Raw genomic sequence first — 17,123 nt, forward strand, 5'->3', positions numbered from 1 at the left:
TCGCCGGCGCGGCGGCGGGCGCGGCCCGGGGGGCCGGGGGCCGGGCCGCCTCGGGGGCGGCGGGGAGCTCCTCGGCCGCGGGAGCCTCGGGCTCGGCGTCGGCCTCGGGGGCCTCCACCTCGGCCCCTGCCCCGGACGCCTCCGGGCGGACGGCCGGCGGGGCGTTGCCCTCGAGCTCGACCGCCTCGGGCTCGTCGTTGCGGGCCGGCGGCGGCGCGGTCATGCCGGCCGACGCCCGGACCTTCGCGATGAAGGTGTCCAGGGACTTCACCTGCTCCCGGGCCTGGTTCACCAGGCGCTCGCCGGTCTGGTCGTCGATGACGCCGGCGGCCCGGGCGCGGTCGAGGCGGCGGACCGCCTCGGCGATCCGGCCGGAGCCCTCCCGCAGGAGGTGCTCGGCCTCGTAGAAGGCCACCTGGCCCTCGAGGGTCGCCAGGGCCTGCTCCTGGGCGATCGTGTAGGCCGGCAGGGTCTCCGCCCGGCGCAGGTAGGCGATGCCGCGCTCGAGGCGGGAGGGGTCACCGCTCTGGATGCGGTCCCGGGCCCACTCGATGAGCAGGTCGAAGAGCGCCTGGTCGAGATCCGCCCGCTCGTTGAACGAGGCCTTGCCCGCCTCGAAGCCCTCGGGGGGCAGCGGGATCGAGGCGTAGGCCTGGGCCAGCCGCGGCTCGTCCGGGGTGTAGGGCTTCTCCCCGACCGGGAAGAAGATGCCCCGCTTCACCACCAGGTTGCCCTCCTCGGCCACCAGGAAGTAGCGGCGCGAGTTCTGCTGCGCCACGAAGTAGAGCAGCGCGAAGGTGAGAGCGAGGAAGGCCAGGAGGATCGCCAGGCTCTTGAGGCGCTGCCCCCAGCCGCTGCTCCCACCCCCGGACTCCGAAACGCCAGTCTCCTCGTCGTACATACCTCTGGATTACTCCCGGCCCTTTCCCAAGTAAAGGACCGGGCCTCTTCCTAGCGAGCCACGACGACCTGGTTGCGCCCTCCCTCCTTGGCCTCGTAGAGCGCCTTATCGGCGCGGCGGATGAGGGCCGCGGCGTCGTCGCCCGCCCCCGAGGCCTGGGCCACGCCCGCGCTCACCGTCAGGCGCAGCGCCCCCCGCTCCGTCTCGATGGGGGTCTCCGCGACCCGCTGCCGGATCCGATCCGCGACCCGCCAGCCGCCCTCCCGGTCGGTGTTGGGGAGGAGGAGGATGAACTCCTCTCCGCCGTAGCGCACGACCACGTCGATCTCCCGGACGAGGTCGCTGGTGATCCGCACGACGGCGCGCAGCACCTCGTCCCCCACGGGGTGCCCGTGGGTGTCGTTGACCTGCTTGAAGTGGTCGATGTCGAGCATGATCAGCGAGAGGGGCTGATCGTAGCGCAGCGCCCGATCCATCTCGGCGGGGAAGCGCTCGGAGAGGTACTGGCGATTGTAGGCGAGGGTCAGGGCGTCGGTGACGGCGAGCCGGTAGAGGCGCGCATTCTCCAGGTCGCGCACCACCGAGGAGGCGAGGAACTCCATCATCGACTCGTGCTCGGCCGTGAAGGCCTCCGCGTCCTGGCTGGAGGCGGTGATGACACCGATGACCCTCCCCGCCGCCTCGAGGGGCACGCAGACCATGCCCCGCTGGGCCCGGCCGAGGCCGAGATCCTTGAAGCGCGGATCGACCGGGGCGTCCCCCACCCGCGCCGACTCCCCCTTCTCGGCCACCCAGCCGGCGATGCCCTCGCCGCGCCGGAAGCCGATCTTCTGGACCTCGTCGTCGGTGAAGCCGTGGGCGGCCCGACAGAGGAGCGCCTCGCCGGACTGATCGAAGAGCAGCACCGAGGCGGTCTCGACCTGCGCGACCTTCGCGGCAGCCTCCGCGATGTCCTCGAGCGCGGACTCGAGGGACTCACCCTGGTTCAGCCGCCGGGAGACCTCGTAGAGGATCCGGAAGACCTCGCGCCGTGAGGAGCGATCAGTCGTGGCGAGCCTCCTTCTTCAGGACCCCGATGAAGGGGAGGTTGCGATAGCGCTCGGCGAAGTCCAGCCCGTACCCGACCACGAAGGCGTCGGGGATGGTGAAGCCGAGGAAGTCGATCTCGATCTTGTGGATCGCGCGGGAGGGCTTCTCGAGGAGGCTGCAGACCTTCAGGCTGGTGGGGTGCCGCGACTTCAGGTTGTCCAGCAGGTACTCCATCGTCAGCCCGGTATCGACGATGTCCTCGACCACCAGCACGTGGCGACCCTCGATGGGCTTGGAGAGGTCCTGGGTGATCCGCACCACGCCGGAGGACTTCGTCGAGTCGCCGTAGGAGGAGACGCCGATGAAGTCGATCGCCAGCGGGAGATCGATGTGGCGGGCGATGTCCGCCGCGAAGACGAACGAGCCCTTCAAGATCACGATCAGGGTGAGGGGTTGGCCCTGGTAGGTCTCGGTGATCTCCTTGCCCAGCTCCGCGAGGCGCTCCCGGATCTGCTCCTCGGTGATCATGGACTCGACGTCCTGGCTCAGTCGCTCGAGGGTCATGGCTGCTCCTTCTCTCTTCAGAACTCTGCGTTGTTCATCAGCTCGCCGAAGCCACCGCCGCCCGGCACGATGTACTGGCGATCGTCGAGGCCCCGCTCCTCGTCCCAGCGCTCGCCGGGCCGGCAGGCCAGCACGTCCTCCGGCGAGAGCCCGCGGTCGAGGCGCAGGGCGTAGATCGGCACCTCCGGGTGGAGGCCGGTGATCTTCTTCAGGTACTCCGGCGTGACGATGAGGTGCAGGGCGACCAGCCCTCTGGGCGTGCCCTCGACCTCGTTCTGGTAGATGTCGATCGCCCGCGCCATCGAGCCGCCGGTGGCGGCCATGGGATCCGGGAAAAGCACCATCGCCCCCTCGACCCCGCCGCCGATCTTCGAGCCGTGGACGCTGGTGCCGGTCACCTGCCCCTTCTCGTCGGTGACGCGGTTCATCACCACGTGGTCCTGCCGGATCAGCTCCGGGTCGATCACGGTGTGCAGCACGTCGAAGGCGACCTGCGAGGGAAGGGTCCCGGCTCGGGCGACGTTCACGGTGATCGTGCGGGTGCGCCGGTCGATGATCTCGTGGCGCAGCACCGCCCGCGGCTCCGAGGCCGCCATCCGGGTGGGCCAGTCGATCCGGGTGCGGGGGAACTCCTTCACCAGCGCCGCGCGCACCAGGCCCTCGTAGCAGGCGGAGATCAGCCGGTTCATCTCGGGCTGCACCGTCTCGGGCACGCAGGCCCGGGCCAGGAGGGAGCGCAGGTAGGGGTCGGCCAGGATGTGCACCTGGCTTCCGTAGGCGTGATCTTCCTCGGCGAGGATGCAGGGCGGGTTCAAGAGTCCTCCTTCAGGCCCAGGGTACCCTGGGCGTCGTCGTGGCGTGGGGTCGCGGTGGCCCCGGCGGGGTCGAAGCAGGCCCGGCAGCGGGCCTCGTAGGCATCGGAGGCGCCGACCACCACCCGGTGCTTGTCGGCCACCAGGCGCTGGGAGCGGCCGGCCGGCTTGCCGCAGACCACGCAGATGGCGAGCTGCTTGGTGACGTACTCGGCCACCGCCAGGATGGCGGGCATCGGGTCGAAGGGCACGCCCCGGTAGTCCTGGTCGAGGCCGGCGACGATCACCCGGATGCCCCGGCCGGCGATCTGCTCGCAGACCTCGAGGAGCTCGGGCCCGAAGAACTGGGCCTCGTCGATGGCCACCACCTGCACGCCCTCCTCGAGCTTGCTCAGGATGGCCTCGGCGTCCTCGACGGGGGTCGACTCGATGGAGAGCTGGTTGTGGGAGACCACCTTCCGCTCGTGGTAGCGGACGTCGATGGCCGGCTTGAAGATCTGGAGCTTCAGTCGAGCGATCTGCGCGCGGGTGACCCGCCGGATGAGCTCCTCGGTCTTCCCCGAGAACATCGGTCCACAGATCACCTCGATCCAGCCCGTGTCGCCTCGCTCGGGGTGCATGGCGCCGCTTGATTCCAGGGCTCCGGACCGGTGTCAACCCGGCCGTTCGGACGCGGGGGCCGCGGGGAGCGGCCTTGGGCCTCCCGAAGTCAGCGGAAACGCAGGTAGGAGGCCAATAGCTCCCGAACGAGGGCGGTCAGGGAGAGGCCGTGCTTCTCTGCCATCTCCTTGAGGATCTCGTAGTCCGAGGTCTTCAGGCGCAGCGGCACGACCATGGTCGATCCGCTGGTGGCCTCCCGCTCGCCGTCCGGATCCACCTCCAGTCCGTCGGCGTCGGGGACCTCGCTGGCGTCCTCGTCCTCGTCCGCCTCCTCCACCGGCAGGGGCGCCCCCTCGGTGAGCAGCCGGCGCCGCTCGGCCTCCAGCTCGTCGGAGAAGAGCTGCTTGAGGAAGTTCGCCAGGTGGATGTTCGAGGGGGTGAACTCGTACTCGGCGAGGAACTGGTCGATGTCGTACTGCATCTCCCAGGCGGTCTGGTAGCGCTTCTCCCGGTCCTTCTCGAGGGCCTTCATCAGGATGCGCTCGACCCCCTCGGGGACGTCGGCCTTGAAGTAGCTCGGCGCGTAGATCTTCCCCTCGGAGATCGACTTGAGGATCGCCACCTCGTTGTCGCCGGTGAAGAGCTTCAGATCGGTGATCCACTCGTAGAGGACCACGCCGAGGGAGAAGATGTCCGAGCGGGCGTCGAGGGACTTCCCCACCACCTGCTCGGGCGACATGTAGGAGAGCTTGCCCTTGATCTCGCCGGCCCGGGTCTGCTCGACCTGGGTGGCCGCCTTGGCGATGCCGAAGTCGAGGATCTTCACCGTGCCATCGAAGGAGACGAAGATGTTCTCGGGCGTCACGTCGCGGTGGACGATGTTCAGGGGGTTCCCGTAGACGTCGGTCTTCTGGTGCGCGTAGTAGAGCCCCTCGCAGACGCTCGAGGCGATCTTCAGCGCGTAGACCATCGGGAAGGGGATCCCCATGGAGTCGGCCTTCGGGATCACGCGCCGCATGTCGCGCCCGAAGATGTACTCCATGGCGATGAAGAAGGTGTCGCCGATCTTGCCGAGGTCGTAGATCTGCGCGATCGACGGATGCGAGAGCTGCGCGGCCAGCTTCGCCTCGTGCAGGAACATGTTCACGAAGCTCTGCTGCTTCGAGAGGTGCGGCCGGATCCTCTTGATGACGATCGTCTTCTCGAAGCCCTCGAGGCCGGCCTGCCGGGCGAGAAAGATCTCGGCCATGCCGCCGACCGCGATCCGGTCGATCAGCGTGTACTTTCCGTACCTTACGCCCTTCTTACGCGCCACGGAGGCAGCATACCGGCCACCTTCGGCCCCGGGCAACAAAGCGGCCCGGCGCCGCCGGGTGAGACGGCCTCTCTCGACCCCGGCTGCCCGATCAGAAGTGCATGCGGTGTTCGACCAGCGGACCGCGCGCCAGGGCGGCCTCCCGCAGGAGGGCGCCGAGGTCGCCGGCCTTGAGCGGATGCTCGAGCGCGGTGACGGGATGCATGGCCAGGGTCGCCCGCAGCAGGGGCGTCAGCTCGTCACAGACCACTGCGACGGTCGGCGCGTGCTTCCAGCTGCGGATCATCCTCGAGAGGTCCTCGTGGATCGCCCGGCCATCTGCCCCGCTCGAGAGCAGGACGAGATCGATCTCCGGCTCGTTGTCGAGGGCCTCCCGGGCCTCTTCTGCATCCCGCACCCAGCGCGTCTCCACCCACTCGTCGAGGCGGCGCAGTGCCATCTTTATCAGTACCAGGTACACCTTCCGGTGTTCCACGACCATCACGCGACGTCGAACGATCAACTTCGTATCCCCCGAAAGCGATCGGTTCATTCGATTCAACAGACGCCCCGAGGGTAGCAAGGCGGTCGGGGCCCCGAACAGCGGGGCCGGATCCCCAGGGGAGGATCCCCGCGTGCAAAGATCCGCCGTTCGCGGCGGATCCGAACACGATCGTCAGCCGTTCAGAAGCGCAGGGCCGAGAGCGCATCGTAGGTCTCCCGGTCGCGGGTCTGGTTGTAGAGGTCGCGCTGCTCCTTGAAGTCGGCCGCGGTCGCGTCCGCCTTGAGGTGGAAGTACCCGCCGGCCCCGAGGGCGACCACCGTCGCGCCCGCCGAGATCCAGGCGCCGAGCCGCATCCGCTTCGCCGACTTGGCGTAGGACTCGAGGAAGTCGGGCGAGGGCACCATCTGCACGCCACGGGCGACGGTCTCGTCCACCTTCACGACCACCTGCTCCTTGGCGGTGATGAAGCCGGTCTTCTCCACCTCGACGAGGTGCACGCCGGCCGGGACCTTCTGCTCGCCCAGGGGGCTGACCCCGACGATCCGGCCGTCGATCTTCACCGACGAGCCGGGCTCGCTCACCGAGATGATCAGGGAGCCCAGGCGCCCCTCGAGGGCCTTGGAGAGGAGCTGCACCGTGGCGTTCGGGACCTCGTCGATGAGGCCGCCCGCGTCGCCCTTGACCGTGCGGCTGACGCGGTTGAGCACCTTGGCCTTGGCGACCTCCATCAGGACGAGATCGAGGATGGTCTGCTCGCCGACCTTCTTGAGGCCGCCCTGGATCATGTAGTCGGCGCCCAGCGCGCCGCCGATCTCGGCCAGGCAGCTCTCCGAGTCGACGCCGCAGAGCTGCTTCTGGGCCTCGAGGGAGAGGAGCGCCCGGATGTCGGCGCCGCTGATGACCGAGAAGGCCTCGGTGTCCCTCGCGGCGCGCGCGACCGAGGCGCTGACCACGCTCACGAGATCCTCGGAGACGCCGCCGCCCTTGAGATCCATCACCGCGAGCTGCGGCAGCTCCTCGGCGGAGGCCGGCCGCACCGGCGTCACCAGACCGACCAGCGCGAGGCCGGCCACGACGAGACGTCCCATCCTGATCTGCATGATCTTCCTCCCCCGAAAGAGGCGAATTCGAACGCGAATCCTAGCATGACTCTTCCAAGCGGGGGCCCAGCGAATAGGATGCCGACGTGCTGATCGCGCTGCTGCGGGCCCTCCGGCCGACCCACTGGTCCAAGAACGCCTTCGTGCTGGCGCCCCTGCTCTTCGCGCGGCGCTGGGAGGACGGCCCCTCGGTCCAGCTGGCGCTGCTCGCCCTGGGGCTCTGGTGTGCCGCGGCCAGCGCCGTCTACCTCTTCAACGACGTCCGGGACCGCGAGGAGGATCGGCTCCACCCGCTGAAGAAGCTGCGCCCGGTGGCCGCTGGCGCCCTGCCGGTCCCCGTGGCCCTCGGCGCGGCCGCCCTGCTGGCCGCGGGCGCCCTGCTCCTGGGCTGGCTCTTCCTGGCGCCCACGGTGGGGGTCGGGCTCGGGGCCTACCTCCTCTTGAACCTGGCCTACAGCCTCCACCTCAAGAAGATCCCCTACCTCGACGTCTCGATGGTGGCCGCCGGCTTCGTCCTGCGGGTCTTCACCGGCGCCGTCGCCATCGCGGTGCCGGCCTCGCCCTGGCTCCTCACCTGCGCCGCGGGCCTGGCGCTCTTCCTCGCCCTGGCCAAGCGCCGGGCCGAGCTGGCCCGGACCCGGGAGACCGACGCCTCGGCCCGCAAGGCCGTGCAGTCCTACGATCTGGGCCGCCTCGACCTGCTCTGCCGGGTGATGGCCCTGGTGAACACCGTGGCCTATGGGGCCTACGGCATCTCCCCCACCACCGTCTCCCACATCGGTGACGCGCGGATGGCCCTCACCCTCCCCTTCGTGGCCCTGGGGCACTGGCGCTACCTCCACCTCCTGAAGAAGGGCGAGGGCGAGGATCCCACCCGCCTGGCCCGCAAGGATCCCTTCCTCCTCTGCATCACCCTGGGCTGGGTGATCGCCTGCGCTCTTCTCCTCGCGCTCTGAACGAGGCAGACTTCCGCGTGACCATGAAGAACTACCAGGATCTGCACGAGGGCAACCGCTTCCCCATCCACCACCCGGACGGTCGGGTGGAGTACCTGACCGCCAAGGAGTACCTGGCGGTGCGGGGACGCTTCAACGCCGAGCACGAGCTGGCCACGGTCCCCTCCCCCGGCGCCGGCTCCCGGCGGGTCAGCAATCCCGCCGGCGCCCCGCGCCCTCGCGACTAGCCGATCTTCAGGCTGACGACCTGGTCGCGATCCTCCTCGTGCTTCAGCAGCACGTCGAGGGTGTCACGAACCAGCTGAGGCTCGAGGGCGTCGCCGCCGAGGAGGAGCAGCGCGCGGGCCCACTCGATGGTCTCGGCCACCGAGGGGAGCTTGCGCAGATCGAGGGTCCGGATGCGGGCGACGTGGGCCGCGATGCTCGCCGCGAGGCCCGCCTCGAGCCCGGGGATCCGCGAGCGAAGGATCTCCTCCTCGCGCTCGGGCGTGGGGAAGTCGAGGAAGAGGTGCAGGCAGCGCCGGCGTAGGGCGTCGGAGAGCTCCCGGCTGTCGTTGGAGGTGAGCACGACCCTGGGCCGCCGGGTCGCCTTCACCGTCCCCACCTCCGGGATCGAGAGGGCGAAGTCGGCCAGGACCTCGAGGAGCAGCGCCTCGAACTCGGGCTCGGCCTTGTCCACCTCGTCGATGAGGAGCAGCGCCGGACCCTCGCAGCGGATCGCCCGGAGCAGGGGCCGCGGCAACAGGAAGCGCTCGGAGAAGAAGACGTCGTCGAGCTCACCCACGCGGCGGGCGGCCTCCGCGAGGCTGGTGGCCCCCTCGGTGACCTCCTCGAGCCGGTCCTTGAGGAGCTCGACGTAGAGGAGCTGCTTCCCGTAGGCCCACTCGTAGACGGCCTTGGACTCGTCGAGGCCCTCGTAGCACTGCAGGCGGATCAGCTCGCGCCCCTCGGCGGCGGCCAGGGCCACCCCCAGCTCGGTCTTCCCGACCCCCGCCGGTCCCTCGATCAGGAGCGGCCGGTCCAGGGCCCCGGCGAGGTAGGCCACGGTCGCGGTCCGGGTGTCGGCGACGTAGCCCTGCCCCTCCAGGATCCGGCGCACCGCCTCTGGGGCGTGCTTCGCCTCGGTCTCGGTGCTCACGGCTGCTCGCTCCCTACCTGTTCAATTCCGGGCTGCCCCCTGACAGAGCTGTCGTGGATCCTCCCCGGGGGTAGACCCCCTAGTGGCCCCTGGCCCAGTGATCCCGGCAGCTTGGAGCGATGGCGCGCCCCTTGCTCTCCTGCAGCTCCGTCCCACGGGCAACACCGTGGGGCAGGGAGAGGGCGAAGGCCGAGACCGCGAGGTTTCGGCCTTCGATTTTCCGTCCCCCTCAACGGAGCTTGGAGGCCCAGTCCCGGGCTTCCTGCTGGAGCCGGGGGTCGGCGTCACGCGCGCCGCTGTCGGCGTAGCGCTGGTAGTAGGTCGCGGCGCGGCGGTTCTTGCCGAGGGCGCGGTGCGCCTCGCCCAGCCCGAAGAGGGGGGAGGCCATCTGCTGGTCCAGGGCCAGGGCCCGCTCGTACTCCGCGACGGCCCGGTCGTAGCGACGCAGCCCCACCAGGGCCGAGCCGAGGGCCACGTGGGCCACGGCGAGGGAGGGATCCGCCGAGATGCTCTGCTCCAGGGCCTGCACGGCTCCCTCGTACTGCCGCTGCCCGATGAGGGCCACGCCCCGCTCGTACTCCTGGCGCGAGCGGCGGACGTCCACCGCCGTGGGCTGCCGGGCGGGCGCGGGCGCGGGCTGCGTCGCCGGCTGGGGCTGCGGCTGGGGCGTCGGCGTCCCGGCGTAGGGCTGATGGGTGGGGGCCGGCGCCGGTGCCGGTGCCGGTGCCGGCGCGGGAGCCGGCGCGGGCTGCGAAGCGGCGAGCTTCTTGCGGGCGACCTCGATGTTCTTCCGGGCCCCCTCGTTGGTCGGATCGAGCTCGATCACGTGCTCCCAGGCGGGGATGGCGCGGTCGAGGCGCCCCTGCAGCGCGAAGGCGTACCCGAGCTTGTAGTGCGCCTCGCTGGCGCGAGGGTTCTGCTGCACCCCGTTCTGGTAGGCCTTCACGGCGCCCTCGTAGTCCTTGGCCTTCATCCGGGCGTCGCCCAGCTCGACCTGCTTGCGCGCGGCCCGCGCCTCGGCGTTCCCGGCGGGTTGGGCCGGCTGCACCGCGGGCTGCACCGGCGGCGGCTGCGGCTGCGCCACGGGCGGCGGCTGCGGCTGAGGATAAGGCTGCGGCGTGGGCTGCGGCTGAGGATAAGGCTGCGGCGTGGGCTGCGGCTGAGGATAAGGCTGCGGCGCGGGCTGCGGCTGAGGATGAGGCTGGGGCGCGGGCTGCGGCTGCGCGACCGGCTGCGCGACCGGCTGCGGCTGGGGCTGGGGCTGGGGCGTGGGCTGCGCCACGGGCGCCGGCGGCGGCGGCGGCGGACGCGCGGCCTCCTCGAGCTCTTTCTTCAGGGTCGCGGCCTTCTCCTGGGCCTTGATGACCCACTTGCGCTCGCTGGCCCGGGTCTCCTTCTTCACGTACTGCTCGTAGGCGGCGATGGCCTCCTTCTTGCGGTCGGCCTGGCGGAAGGACTCGGCCAGGCCGTAGTAGGCGTCCGGCTCGTCGGGCTTGAGCTGGGTGTGCTTGGTGTAGCCCTCGATGGCCTGGTCCCACTTCTCCGCCTTGCGGGAGGCGTAGGCCCAGTTGAACCAGGCGGTCGCGTACTCCTCGTCCGCCATCGCGGCGGCGTGGAAGGCCTCGATGGCCTCGTCCTTCTTGCCCTGCTTGTAGAGCAGGGTCCCCATCTCGTTGTGGGCCAGGGCGTAGTCCGGCGCGATCTCGACCGCCTTCTGGTAGGCCGCCAGGGCGGCGTCGGCGTTGCCGGCCTTGGCCAGCTGATCCGCCTCGCGCTTCTTCTCCTTGGCCTCGTCCGGGATACCGGCAAAGGCGGGGAACGTGAGGCCCAGCCCGAGGACGAGGGCGACGGCAGTGATCAGTCGGCGATTTTCGTACATGGGACGGCTTCCTTCTCGATCCGGATGAGGCGCCACTTCAACCCTTCATGCTAGCTCGCCTCCGGCCACGCGAAAAGGATCCGGCTTGTCCTTCCCTGCCGCGTGGCCGATGCTCGCGCGACGCCCTTGATGGACTCCCCCACCCCCTCGCCCATTCAATCCGGCCCGGTCCCCGCCGGCGCGGGAGATCTCTCTCTGCCGGCCGGCCTGCTCCTCCTGGCGGCGGCGCTGGTCTTCTTCACCCTGGGCACCGTGGCTCAGCTCTCCGACCTCGCCTCCGGGCTCTTCGTGACCCAGCTGGTCTGCTTCCTCCTGCCGGCCGTGCTCTTCGCCCGCGCGAGCAACACCCGGGCCCGCAGCTACCTGCGCTGGGATCGGGGCCTCGGCTGGGGGGAGCTCGCGCTCGTCCTCCTGGTCTCCCTGGCCAACTACTTCGTGGCCGCCGCCTTGATGGGCGTGTGCACCCAGCTGCTCCCCGAGTCCTGGCGCTTCGCCGACGCCGCCCGGGTGCTGGCCGCGACCGAGGGGCCGCAGCTCTCGGCCATCGTCATCGCGGTGGTGGTGCTGGCCCCCTTCTGCGAGGAGGCCCTCTTCCGGGGCGCGCTCCAGCGCGGCTTCACCGCCCGCCTCGGCCCCCGGCGGGCCATCCTCCTCACCGCCCTGGCGTTCAGCGCCCTCCACGCCGACCCCATCGGCTTCCTGCCCCGGGTGGAGCTGGGTCTCCTCTTCGGCTGGCTGGCCTGGCGGACGCGCTCGCTGGCGGCCCCGATCCTCGCGCACGCGGTGAACAACGGCGCGGCCACCCTCCTCTTCTTCGCCGCCGGCGTCGAGACCGAGCCCGAGCGCGAGGCCCCCCTCGGTCTGCTCCTCGGGGTGATGGCGGTGGGCCTGGTGGTGCTGCTACCGGCCCTCAAGGGGCTCCACCACGTGGCCCCTCCCCTGCCCGAGCAGGCGGAGCCCCCGGCCCGCCTCGACGAGGGGCGGCCCATCGCCCTTCGGCCGGACAGCCTCGAGCTCTCGATCCTGGGCGTCCTGGTCTTCCTCGCCCTGGGGATCTTCGTCCTCTTCGTGGCCGCCCGGGCCGGCGCCCTCTAGCCGCTCTCGCGCCACCGCGCGCAGGCCGCGCCGGGAGGTGAGCGTCCCCCGGCCGGGCAGCTCCCCCTCGACCCGCGAAGGCCGCGACGTACGCACCGCGCTGAAGGTCGAGCGCTACTTCGACTTCCAGGACTCGACCTCGAGGATCGGGCCGGTCATGCCGATGGACATCATGTCCTCGGCCAGCCGGCCTTTCACGGTCACGTGCAGACCGTCCTTCCGCAGGCCGGCGTCGCCGCCCGAGAGCTGGAGACGCTGGCCATCGGAGGTGAGGAGCAGCCAGAGCCCCCCCTCGAGATCCTCGAACTTCACCTTGCCGTCGAAGGACGCCATCACTCGGCCGCCTTTCTCATCATCGACCACCCGAGGAGGAAGGCCACCGCGGCGTTGGCGGCGAGCCACCCGATGTCCAGCAGGCGCCCGGGGAGGAAGACCACGTCCGCCTGACCGGCGAAGAGGCCGTGCAGGAGGAAGCCCGCCGTGCCGGCCGCCACGCCCGCCAGCAGGGGGCGCAGCGCGCGGCGCTGATAGAGCAGGAGGGTCAGCACCACCGGGAAGGCCGCCGACCAGGTCAGGGGGTTGGCGTGGGCCGAGGCGCCGAAGGCGTGAACCCCCCAGTCCATCAGGGGCGAGGCCACCGCCGCGGCGGCGCCGAGCCCGAAGATGTCGGGGAGGAAGAAGAGGCCCGCCCCGGTGACGAGGGCCGCCCCGAAGAAGGCCCCGCTCCCGCCCGGCGCGGGCAGGCGCCGGCGGCGCAGGAAGATCAGGATGGCGACCACGATGGTCCAGATCATCCGCCAGAAGCCCTTGTCCTGCCGGTCGTCGTCGAGGGCGGCGGCGGCGTCGAGGACCCCGTGGCCGTACTTCGAGTCCTTCGCGGTGCGGCCGTGGACCTTGCGCGCCGACTCGAAGAGGGCCTCCTCGACCGCGGACGGCGTGGTCGTGCCCTGCGCCATCACCAGGGCGGCCGCCGCGGCGACGTGGGGCGTCGCCATGGAGGTGCCCTGGAAGAACTCGTAGCGCCCGCGGCTCGGATCGTTCTGCTCGATGGTGTTCTGCAGGACTCCGTCGGGCTTGCCGTCCTTGTTCTGGTCGACGTTCTTGTCCCCGCCCGGCGCCGCGAGGTCGACCTCCTTGCCCCAGGAGGAGTAGGGCGCGAGCTGGTCGTCGAAGCGGGTCGCGCTCACGCCGATGACCCCGGGATAGGCGGCCGGGTAGGAGACCCGCCCGGTGCCGGCGTTCCCGGCGGCGGCCACCACCACCACGCCCTTCTTGCGGGCGTAGGCGACGGCGTTGGCCATCATCTGGGAGTAGCCCCCGCCGCCCAGGCTCATGTTGATGACCTGCGCGCCGTTGTCGGCCGACCAGCGGATGGCGTCCGCGATGTCGGCGGTGGTGCCTCCGCCGCTGGCCGAGAGCACCTTCACCGGCATCAGGGTGGCCTCGAAGGCCAGGCCGGTGACGCCGGTGGCGTTCCCGGTCACCTGGGCGATCGTGCCGGCGACGTGGGTGCCGTGACCGTGATCGTCCAGGGCCTCCTCGCGATCGTTCACGAAGTCGTAGCCCTTCACGAACTTCGCGCCCTTCAGGTCCTCGACCTGCTTGAAGCGATCCCCGAAGTCCCGGTAGGCGATGCCGGTGTCGATCACCGCGACGGTGACGCCCTTGCCCCGGCTCTGGTCCCAGGCCTCCCTGGCCCGGACCTTGTCCATGTGCCACTGGTACTTGAAGTCCGGGTCGTCCGGCTCGTAGAGCGCCCGGTAGACGTAGAGGGGCTCGGCGGTCTCGACCTCGGGGTGCTGGCGGATCTGCGCCAGCGCCGCGCCGAGATCGCCGGCCACGGCGCCGATGGTGATCGCGCTGTCCTCACCCTCGACCGAGTTGAGGGAGAGATCGACGCCCCAGGCCTTCTCCCAGGTTTCCACCTCCTCGGCGGTGGTGCCGTCCACGAAGTCGACGGCGATCCAGCCCTCCTGCGTCAGGGCCCCCGGCAGGCTCTCGCTCTGGCGCACCTCGTCCTCGGCGCCGGCGCAGCCCCCCAGGGCGAGGGCGCAGGCGGCGACTCCGGCCAAGATCTTCGAGTTCATGCGGACCTCCTCGGCAGGGCACACCGGGATTGTGTTCGGCCACTGGCACTGGATACGTCGGGATCCCCCGCAGGATCTGACGTCCCGCGGGTCCCCTGGAGGCTCGGACACCGGCGCCACGGCTCTCGTTTCACAACCATCGTGGCATACCGGCGATTCCCTCGCCAAGCGGCGGCTTCCCCGGGGGCCTAGAAGAGGTCGATATCCACCCTCAGGACCGCATCCAGGGTCATCTCCACGGTCTGGAGGGGAGTGGTCGCCGGCACGAGGGTGGCCGTGAAGGCCAGGTCACCGCCCCCGAGGTAGGCCTTCAGCTCCACCTCGGCCGGCTGGAGATCGGCCCGCTTCACCGCCCCGGGCCGGGTGAGGCGGCCGAGCTCGACCGTGGGCTGCCCGCTGGCCGAGGCCGAGAGGACCAGGCTCTCGATGAAGGAGAGATCGCAGCCGGCCAGCAGCTCGCAGCTCGGCGAGTCGTGGGTCAGGGTGAGCTCGCTGACCGTCACGGAGTCGACGTCGCTCTCGTCCACCCCCTGGTCGCCGATCTCCCGGGAGAGCTCGCTGCCGGCGCCCGGAAGGCTGCCGCCCCCTCCCCCGCTCAGGCCCCCGGCGACCTGCACCGGGATGCTGAAGGGCACGTGGATGACGTCGGGCGGGTTGGCGCAGGCCACCCCGAGGAGTGCGGGTGCGGCGAGCAGCAGGCAGAGGGCGAGGTGGGTGCGGGCCATGCCCGGAAGGGTATCAGGCCGTGGCCTCGGCCAGCACCCTCCAGAGCTCGTCCTTGCCGGTGCCCTTCTCGCTCGAGACGCCCACCACCGGCAGCCCCAGCTCCTGCTTGAGCTTCTTCACTGCCGTCGCCTGCTTGTTCCGCGGCAGCTTGTCGAGCTTCGTCGCCACGACCTGCATCGGCCGCCCGAGGGCCGTCAGCCACTCGATCATCTGGCGGTCGAGGGCGCTGGGGGGGTGGCGCGCGTCCACGAGGCAGACCACGAGCCGCAGGTCGTCGCGCTCGGTGACGTAGCGCTCGATCATCTTCCCCCAGGCCGCCCGCTCGGACTTCGAGACCTTGGCGAAGCCGTAGCCGGGGAGATCACAGAAGCGCAGCCGGCTGCTGCCCGCCTGGATCTCGATGAAGCCCAGCGCCCGGGTCTTGCCCGGCTTGCTGCTCGTCTTGGCCAGCGCCTTGCGCCCGAGGAGGGCGTTGATCAGGGACGACTTGCCGACGTTCGAGCGCCCGGCGAAGGCGATCTCCGGCAGGGGCTCCTTCGGCCACGACTTGGAGTCGGTGGCCGCGAGGAGGAAGCGGGCGTCGTGGACCTTCATCGGCCCTTGCCGGCCCCGGCCAGGGCTTCGAGCGCCTGGCCGATCTCGGCATCCTTCGCCGGGTGACCCCAGGCCTCCTCGCCCTCGAGGCCGATCACCTTCGAGCCGCGGACCGCCACCTGCAGGAGCAGGACGCCGAGCACGAAGAGGGCGAGGCCGAGGGTCAGCGGCACGAGGCCCGCGAGGTGGACCACGCCCACCACGAGCTCGTGCTGACGCTCGATGCCGAGGAGCTCGATCGCGATGGGATCGTCCCGGTTCGGCCCGTCGAACTCGGGGTTCTGCTCGAAGACCCAGAAGGCCTCGACGGGCTTCTCGTCCACCAGGCGCTCGATCCACACCGCGGGGCCGGCGCCCTCGAAGTCCTCGGTGTGGGTGCGGACCCGGTAGATCGACCCGGTCTCCGGGTGGCTCAGCGACTCGCGAGGGACCAGCGAGGCCTCCTCGACCTTGCCCGCCGGGCCGGTCAGCCGCAGGCGGTAGCGGTCGCCGCCGTCGGCCTGCCGGGTGGTGCGCGGCTCGAACCAGGTGGTGCCGACGCGCAGGGGCTGGGTCGGGCTGAGCTCCACCGTCTGGCCGGTGCCGGCGACGGTGACCTCGGCCCGATCACCCGCCGCGGCGACCGAGTTCACCTCGAGGTGGACCGGCGAGGCCCGGCGCGTGGGCTGGCCCTCCTTCCCCGGGACCAGCACCTGCAGGGCGGCCTGCTCGGGGACGAGGATCATCTCGCCGAGGATCGTGCCGCCCACCGCCTGGACGACGCCGACGGAGAAGACGACGCCGCCGAGGAGCAGCACCAGCACCGCCGCCCGGTAGAGCGCCGAGGGCACCAGGAGGGCGAGCCGCCCTCCCCCCTCGGCGAGGCGGGCGTCGCCACCGAGGCGCGCGACGGCCGCCATCACCCGCTCCCGGTCGAGGGCGCCGAGCTTCTTGCGGGCGAGCTCACTGCGGCCCCCCGGCCGCAGGCCCCACCAGGGGCTGCGCTCGATGAGGAGGGCGGCGGCGGAGGCCACGGTGGCCACCGGCAGGAAGACCATCCACCAGGCCGTCCAGGGAGCGTGCAGCCCGAGGAGGGCGTCGATCCGGGCCATGAGCGGATCGCTCTCTCCGGAGACCATCCGCCACACCTCGCCCCCGCCTCCGGAGACCCAGAGGGAGAGGCCGAGGCCAGCGAGGGTGGCCGCCGCCAGCCCCAGGAGGGTCGCGGGCGTGGTGAGGAGCGCCCAGCCCTCGCTGGCGAGACCGAGGACCTGCTCGGTGGGGGTCGCGGTTGCAGCTTCGGGTGCAGGCTTCTTCATTGCTCTTCGGGCCAGTGGCGGATGCGCTGGCGGGCCTCCTCGAAGTCGAAGGCGCGCAGGGAGGGACCGTCGACGTGGCAGCGCTGGCAGTCCTCGGCCTTGGGCTGGCGCAGGCCGGTCAGCCGGGCCAGCTCCGGATCGCGCATCACGTAGCTCCGGGCGTAGTAGGTCCCCTCCCCGTGGCAGCTCTCGCACTGCACGCCCGTGAGCCCCTCGACGTCGTGGGGGGTGTGGCAGGTCTGGCAGCGGGGGTCGGCCTTCTGCGCCAGCGTGAGCCGGTCGGCGGCCCGCGCGTGCGGCCCCTTCTTCCAGGTGGAGAAGGCCGTGTCATGACAGGTCGCGCAGCCCTCCGCCCCCATGGGCTCGTCGGCCCGGGCGCCGCTCTGGCCCAGGAGCGCCACGATCAGCGCGAGGAGGGCCAGCCCGGTCAGCGGGAGGGTGGTGCCAGGGGTTCTGGGGCGATTCGAGGCCACGCGCCGCATAAAGCATGGCGCCATTTGGCCGGTCAAGGCGCGGCCCTTTGACAGGGCGGGGCCTTTTGACGC

The 17,123-nt window shown here is 71.1% G+C and carries 19 protein-coding genes; 3 read left to right on the top strand and 16 right to left on the bottom strand.

The window, feature by feature from the left end:
* From P1V51_18605 to P1V51_18640, 8 genes are all read right to left on the bottom strand, one after another.
* Nucleotides 1-901: hypothetical protein (locus P1V51_18605; protein ID MDF1565055.1), on the bottom strand; the 901-nt coding region annotated here is incomplete at its 3' end.
* Nucleotides 902-951: 50 nt separating this feature from the next.
* Nucleotides 952-1,890, bottom strand: a complete 939-nt coding sequence (locus P1V51_18610; GenBank protein MDF1565056.1) for a sensor domain-containing diguanylate cyclase — start codon at nucleotides 1,888-1,890, stop codon at nucleotides 952-954.
* A 52-nt stretch (nucleotides 1,891-1,942) separates the two neighbouring features.
* Nucleotides 1,943-2,494: a hypoxanthine phosphoribosyltransferase gene (hpt, locus tag P1V51_18615; protein MDF1565057.1), complete on the bottom strand. Its 552-nt coding sequence runs from the start codon at nucleotides 2,492-2,494 to the stop codon at nucleotides 1,943-1,945.
* Nucleotides 2,495-2,511: 17 nt separating this feature from the next.
* A complete protein-coding gene (locus tag P1V51_18620) occupies nucleotides 2,512-3,309 on the bottom strand; it encodes a uracil phosphoribosyltransferase (protein MDF1565058.1) in 798 nt (265 codons plus the stop codon).
* Nucleotides 3,306-3,926: a thymidine kinase gene (locus P1V51_18625; GenBank protein ID MDF1565059.1), complete on the bottom strand. Its 621-nt coding sequence runs from the start codon at nucleotides 3,924-3,926 to the stop codon at nucleotides 3,306-3,308. The genes P1V51_18620 and P1V51_18625 overlap by 4 nt, the downstream gene beginning before the upstream one ends.
* An 89-nt stretch (nucleotides 3,927-4,015) precedes the next feature.
* A complete protein-coding gene (locus tag P1V51_18630) occupies nucleotides 4,016-5,221 on the bottom strand; it encodes a serine/threonine-protein kinase (GenBank protein ID MDF1565060.1) in 1,206 nt (401 codons plus the stop codon).
* A gap of 91 nt (nucleotides 5,222-5,312) precedes the next feature.
* On the bottom strand, nucleotides 5,313-5,660 hold the full coding sequence (locus P1V51_18635; GenBank protein MDF1565061.1) for a hypothetical protein: 348 nt from the start codon (nucleotides 5,658-5,660) through the stop codon (nucleotides 5,313-5,315).
* A 224-nt stretch (nucleotides 5,661-5,884) separates the two neighbouring features.
* Entirely contained in the window at nucleotides 5,885-6,793 is a 909-nt protein-coding gene (locus tag P1V51_18640; protein ID MDF1565062.1) for a PEGA domain-containing protein, read from the bottom strand.
* A gap of 98 nt (nucleotides 6,794-6,891) precedes the next feature.
* On the opposite strand from P1V51_18640, the gene P1V51_18645 reads away from it, so the two are divergent.
* Together P1V51_18645 and P1V51_18650 are read left to right on the top strand one after the other, a co-directional pair.
* Nucleotides 6,892-7,761, top strand: a complete 870-nt coding sequence (locus P1V51_18645; protein ID MDF1565063.1) for a decaprenyl-phosphate phosphoribosyltransferase — start codon at nucleotides 6,892-6,894, stop codon at nucleotides 7,759-7,761.
* A 17-nt stretch (nucleotides 7,762-7,778) separates the two neighbouring features.
* A complete protein-coding gene (locus tag P1V51_18650; protein ID MDF1565064.1) occupies nucleotides 7,779-7,988 on the top strand; it encodes a hypothetical protein in 210 nt (69 codons plus the stop codon).
* On the opposite strand, the gene P1V51_18655 is transcribed toward P1V51_18650, so the two are convergent.
* Entirely contained in the window at nucleotides 7,985-8,899 is a 915-nt protein-coding gene (locus P1V51_18655) for a MoxR family ATPase (GenBank protein ID MDF1565065.1), read from the bottom strand. The genes P1V51_18650 and P1V51_18655 overlap by 4 nt on opposite strands.
* Nucleotides 8,900-9,128: 229 nt before the next feature.
* A complete protein-coding gene (locus P1V51_18660) occupies nucleotides 9,129-10,778 on the bottom strand; it encodes a tetratricopeptide repeat protein (protein MDF1565066.1) in 1,650 nt (549 codons plus the stop codon).
* Nucleotides 10,779-10,907: 129 nt separating this feature from the next.
* On the opposite strand from P1V51_18660, the gene P1V51_18665 reads away from it, so the two are divergent.
* Nucleotides 10,908-11,873: a CPBP family intramembrane metalloprotease gene (locus tag P1V51_18665; protein ID MDF1565067.1), complete on the top strand. Its 966-nt coding sequence runs from the start codon at nucleotides 10,908-10,910 to the stop codon at nucleotides 11,871-11,873.
* Nucleotides 11,874-11,987: 114 nt separating this feature from the next.
* On the opposite strand, the gene P1V51_18670 is transcribed toward P1V51_18665, so the two are convergent.
* The 6 genes from P1V51_18670 to P1V51_18695 form a co-directional block, all read right to left on the bottom strand.
* The gene (locus P1V51_18670; protein MDF1565068.1) at nucleotides 11,988-12,206 is read right to left on the bottom strand and encodes a hypothetical protein; all 219 of its coding nucleotides are present in this window, start codon (nucleotides 12,204-12,206) and stop codon (nucleotides 11,988-11,990) included.
* Nucleotides 12,206-13,960 carry a S8 family peptidase gene (locus P1V51_18675; GenBank protein MDF1565069.1) on the bottom strand — a complete coding sequence of 585 codons (1,755 nt, stop codon included), beginning with the start codon at nucleotides 13,958-13,960 and terminating at the stop codon, nucleotides 12,206-12,208. The genes P1V51_18670 and P1V51_18675 overlap by 1 nt, the downstream gene beginning before the upstream one ends.
* 188 nt (nucleotides 13,961-14,148) lie before the next feature.
* A complete protein-coding gene (locus P1V51_18680) occupies nucleotides 14,149-14,685 on the bottom strand; it encodes a hypothetical protein (protein ID MDF1565070.1) in 537 nt (178 codons plus the stop codon).
* Nucleotides 14,686-14,698: 13 nt separating this feature from the next.
* On the bottom strand, nucleotides 14,699-15,280 hold the full coding sequence (yihA, locus tag P1V51_18685) for a ribosome biogenesis GTP-binding protein YihA/YsxC (GenBank protein ID MDF1565071.1): 582 nt from the start codon (nucleotides 15,278-15,280) through the stop codon (nucleotides 14,699-14,701).
* A complete protein-coding gene (locus P1V51_18690; protein MDF1565072.1) occupies nucleotides 15,277-16,578 on the bottom strand; it encodes a hypothetical protein in 1,302 nt (433 codons plus the stop codon). The genes yihA and P1V51_18690 overlap by 4 nt, the downstream gene beginning before the upstream one ends.
* Nucleotides 16,575-17,051 carry a multiheme c-type cytochrome gene (locus P1V51_18695; GenBank protein MDF1565073.1) on the bottom strand — a complete coding sequence of 159 codons (477 nt, stop codon included), beginning with the start codon at nucleotides 17,049-17,051 and terminating at the stop codon, nucleotides 16,575-16,577. The genes P1V51_18690 and P1V51_18695 overlap by 4 nt, the downstream gene beginning before the upstream one ends.
* Between the last annotated feature and the right edge of the window lie 72 nt (nucleotides 17,052-17,123).

Source organism: Deltaproteobacteria bacterium, from assembly GCA_029210625.1.
Lineage (GTDB): Bacteria > Myxococcota > Myxococcia > SLRQ01 > SLRQ01 > JARGFU01.

What these genes read in the sequence shown, in the direction of transcription:
- hpt (MDF1565057.1), bottom strand. Translation starts at nt 2,494, where the DNA reads ATGACCCTCGAGCGACTGAGCCAGGACGTCGAGTCCATGATCACCGAG.
- P1V51_18625 (MDF1565059.1), bottom strand. Translation starts at nt 3,926, where the DNA reads ATGCACCCCGAGCGAGGCGACACGGGCTGGATCGAGGTGATCTGTGGA.
- P1V51_18635 (MDF1565061.1), bottom strand. Translation starts at nt 5,660, where the DNA reads ATGGCACTGCGCCGCCTCGACGAGTGGGTGGAGACGCGCTGGGTGCGG.
- P1V51_18640 (MDF1565062.1), bottom strand. Translation starts at nt 6,793, where the DNA reads ATGGGACGTCTCGTCGTGGCCGGCCTCGCGCTGGTCGGTCTGGTGACG.
- P1V51_18660 (MDF1565066.1), bottom strand. Translation starts at nt 10,778, where the DNA reads ATGTACGAAAATCGCCGACTGATCACTGCCGTCGCCCTCGTCCTCGGG.
- P1V51_18665 (MDF1565067.1), top strand. Translation starts at nt 10,908, where the DNA reads ATGGACTCCCCCACCCCCTCGCCCATTCAATCCGGCCCGGTCCCCGCC.
- P1V51_18670 (MDF1565068.1), bottom strand. Translation starts at nt 12,206, where the DNA reads ATGGCGTCCTTCGACGGCAAGGTGAAGTTCGAGGATCTCGAGGGGGGG.
- P1V51_18675 (MDF1565069.1), bottom strand. Translation starts at nt 13,960, where the DNA reads ATGAACTCGAAGATCTTGGCCGGAGTCGCCGCCTGCGCCCTCGCCCTG.
- P1V51_18680 (MDF1565070.1), bottom strand. Translation starts at nt 14,685, where the DNA reads ATGGCCCGCACCCACCTCGCCCTCTGCCTGCTGCTCGCCGCACCCGCA.
- yihA (MDF1565071.1), bottom strand. Translation starts at nt 15,280, where the DNA reads ATGAAGGTCCACGACGCCCGCTTCCTCCTCGCGGCCACCGACTCCAAG.
- P1V51_18690 (MDF1565072.1), bottom strand. Translation starts at nt 16,578, where the DNA reads ATGAAGAAGCCTGCACCCGAAGCTGCAACCGCGACCCCCACCGAGCAG.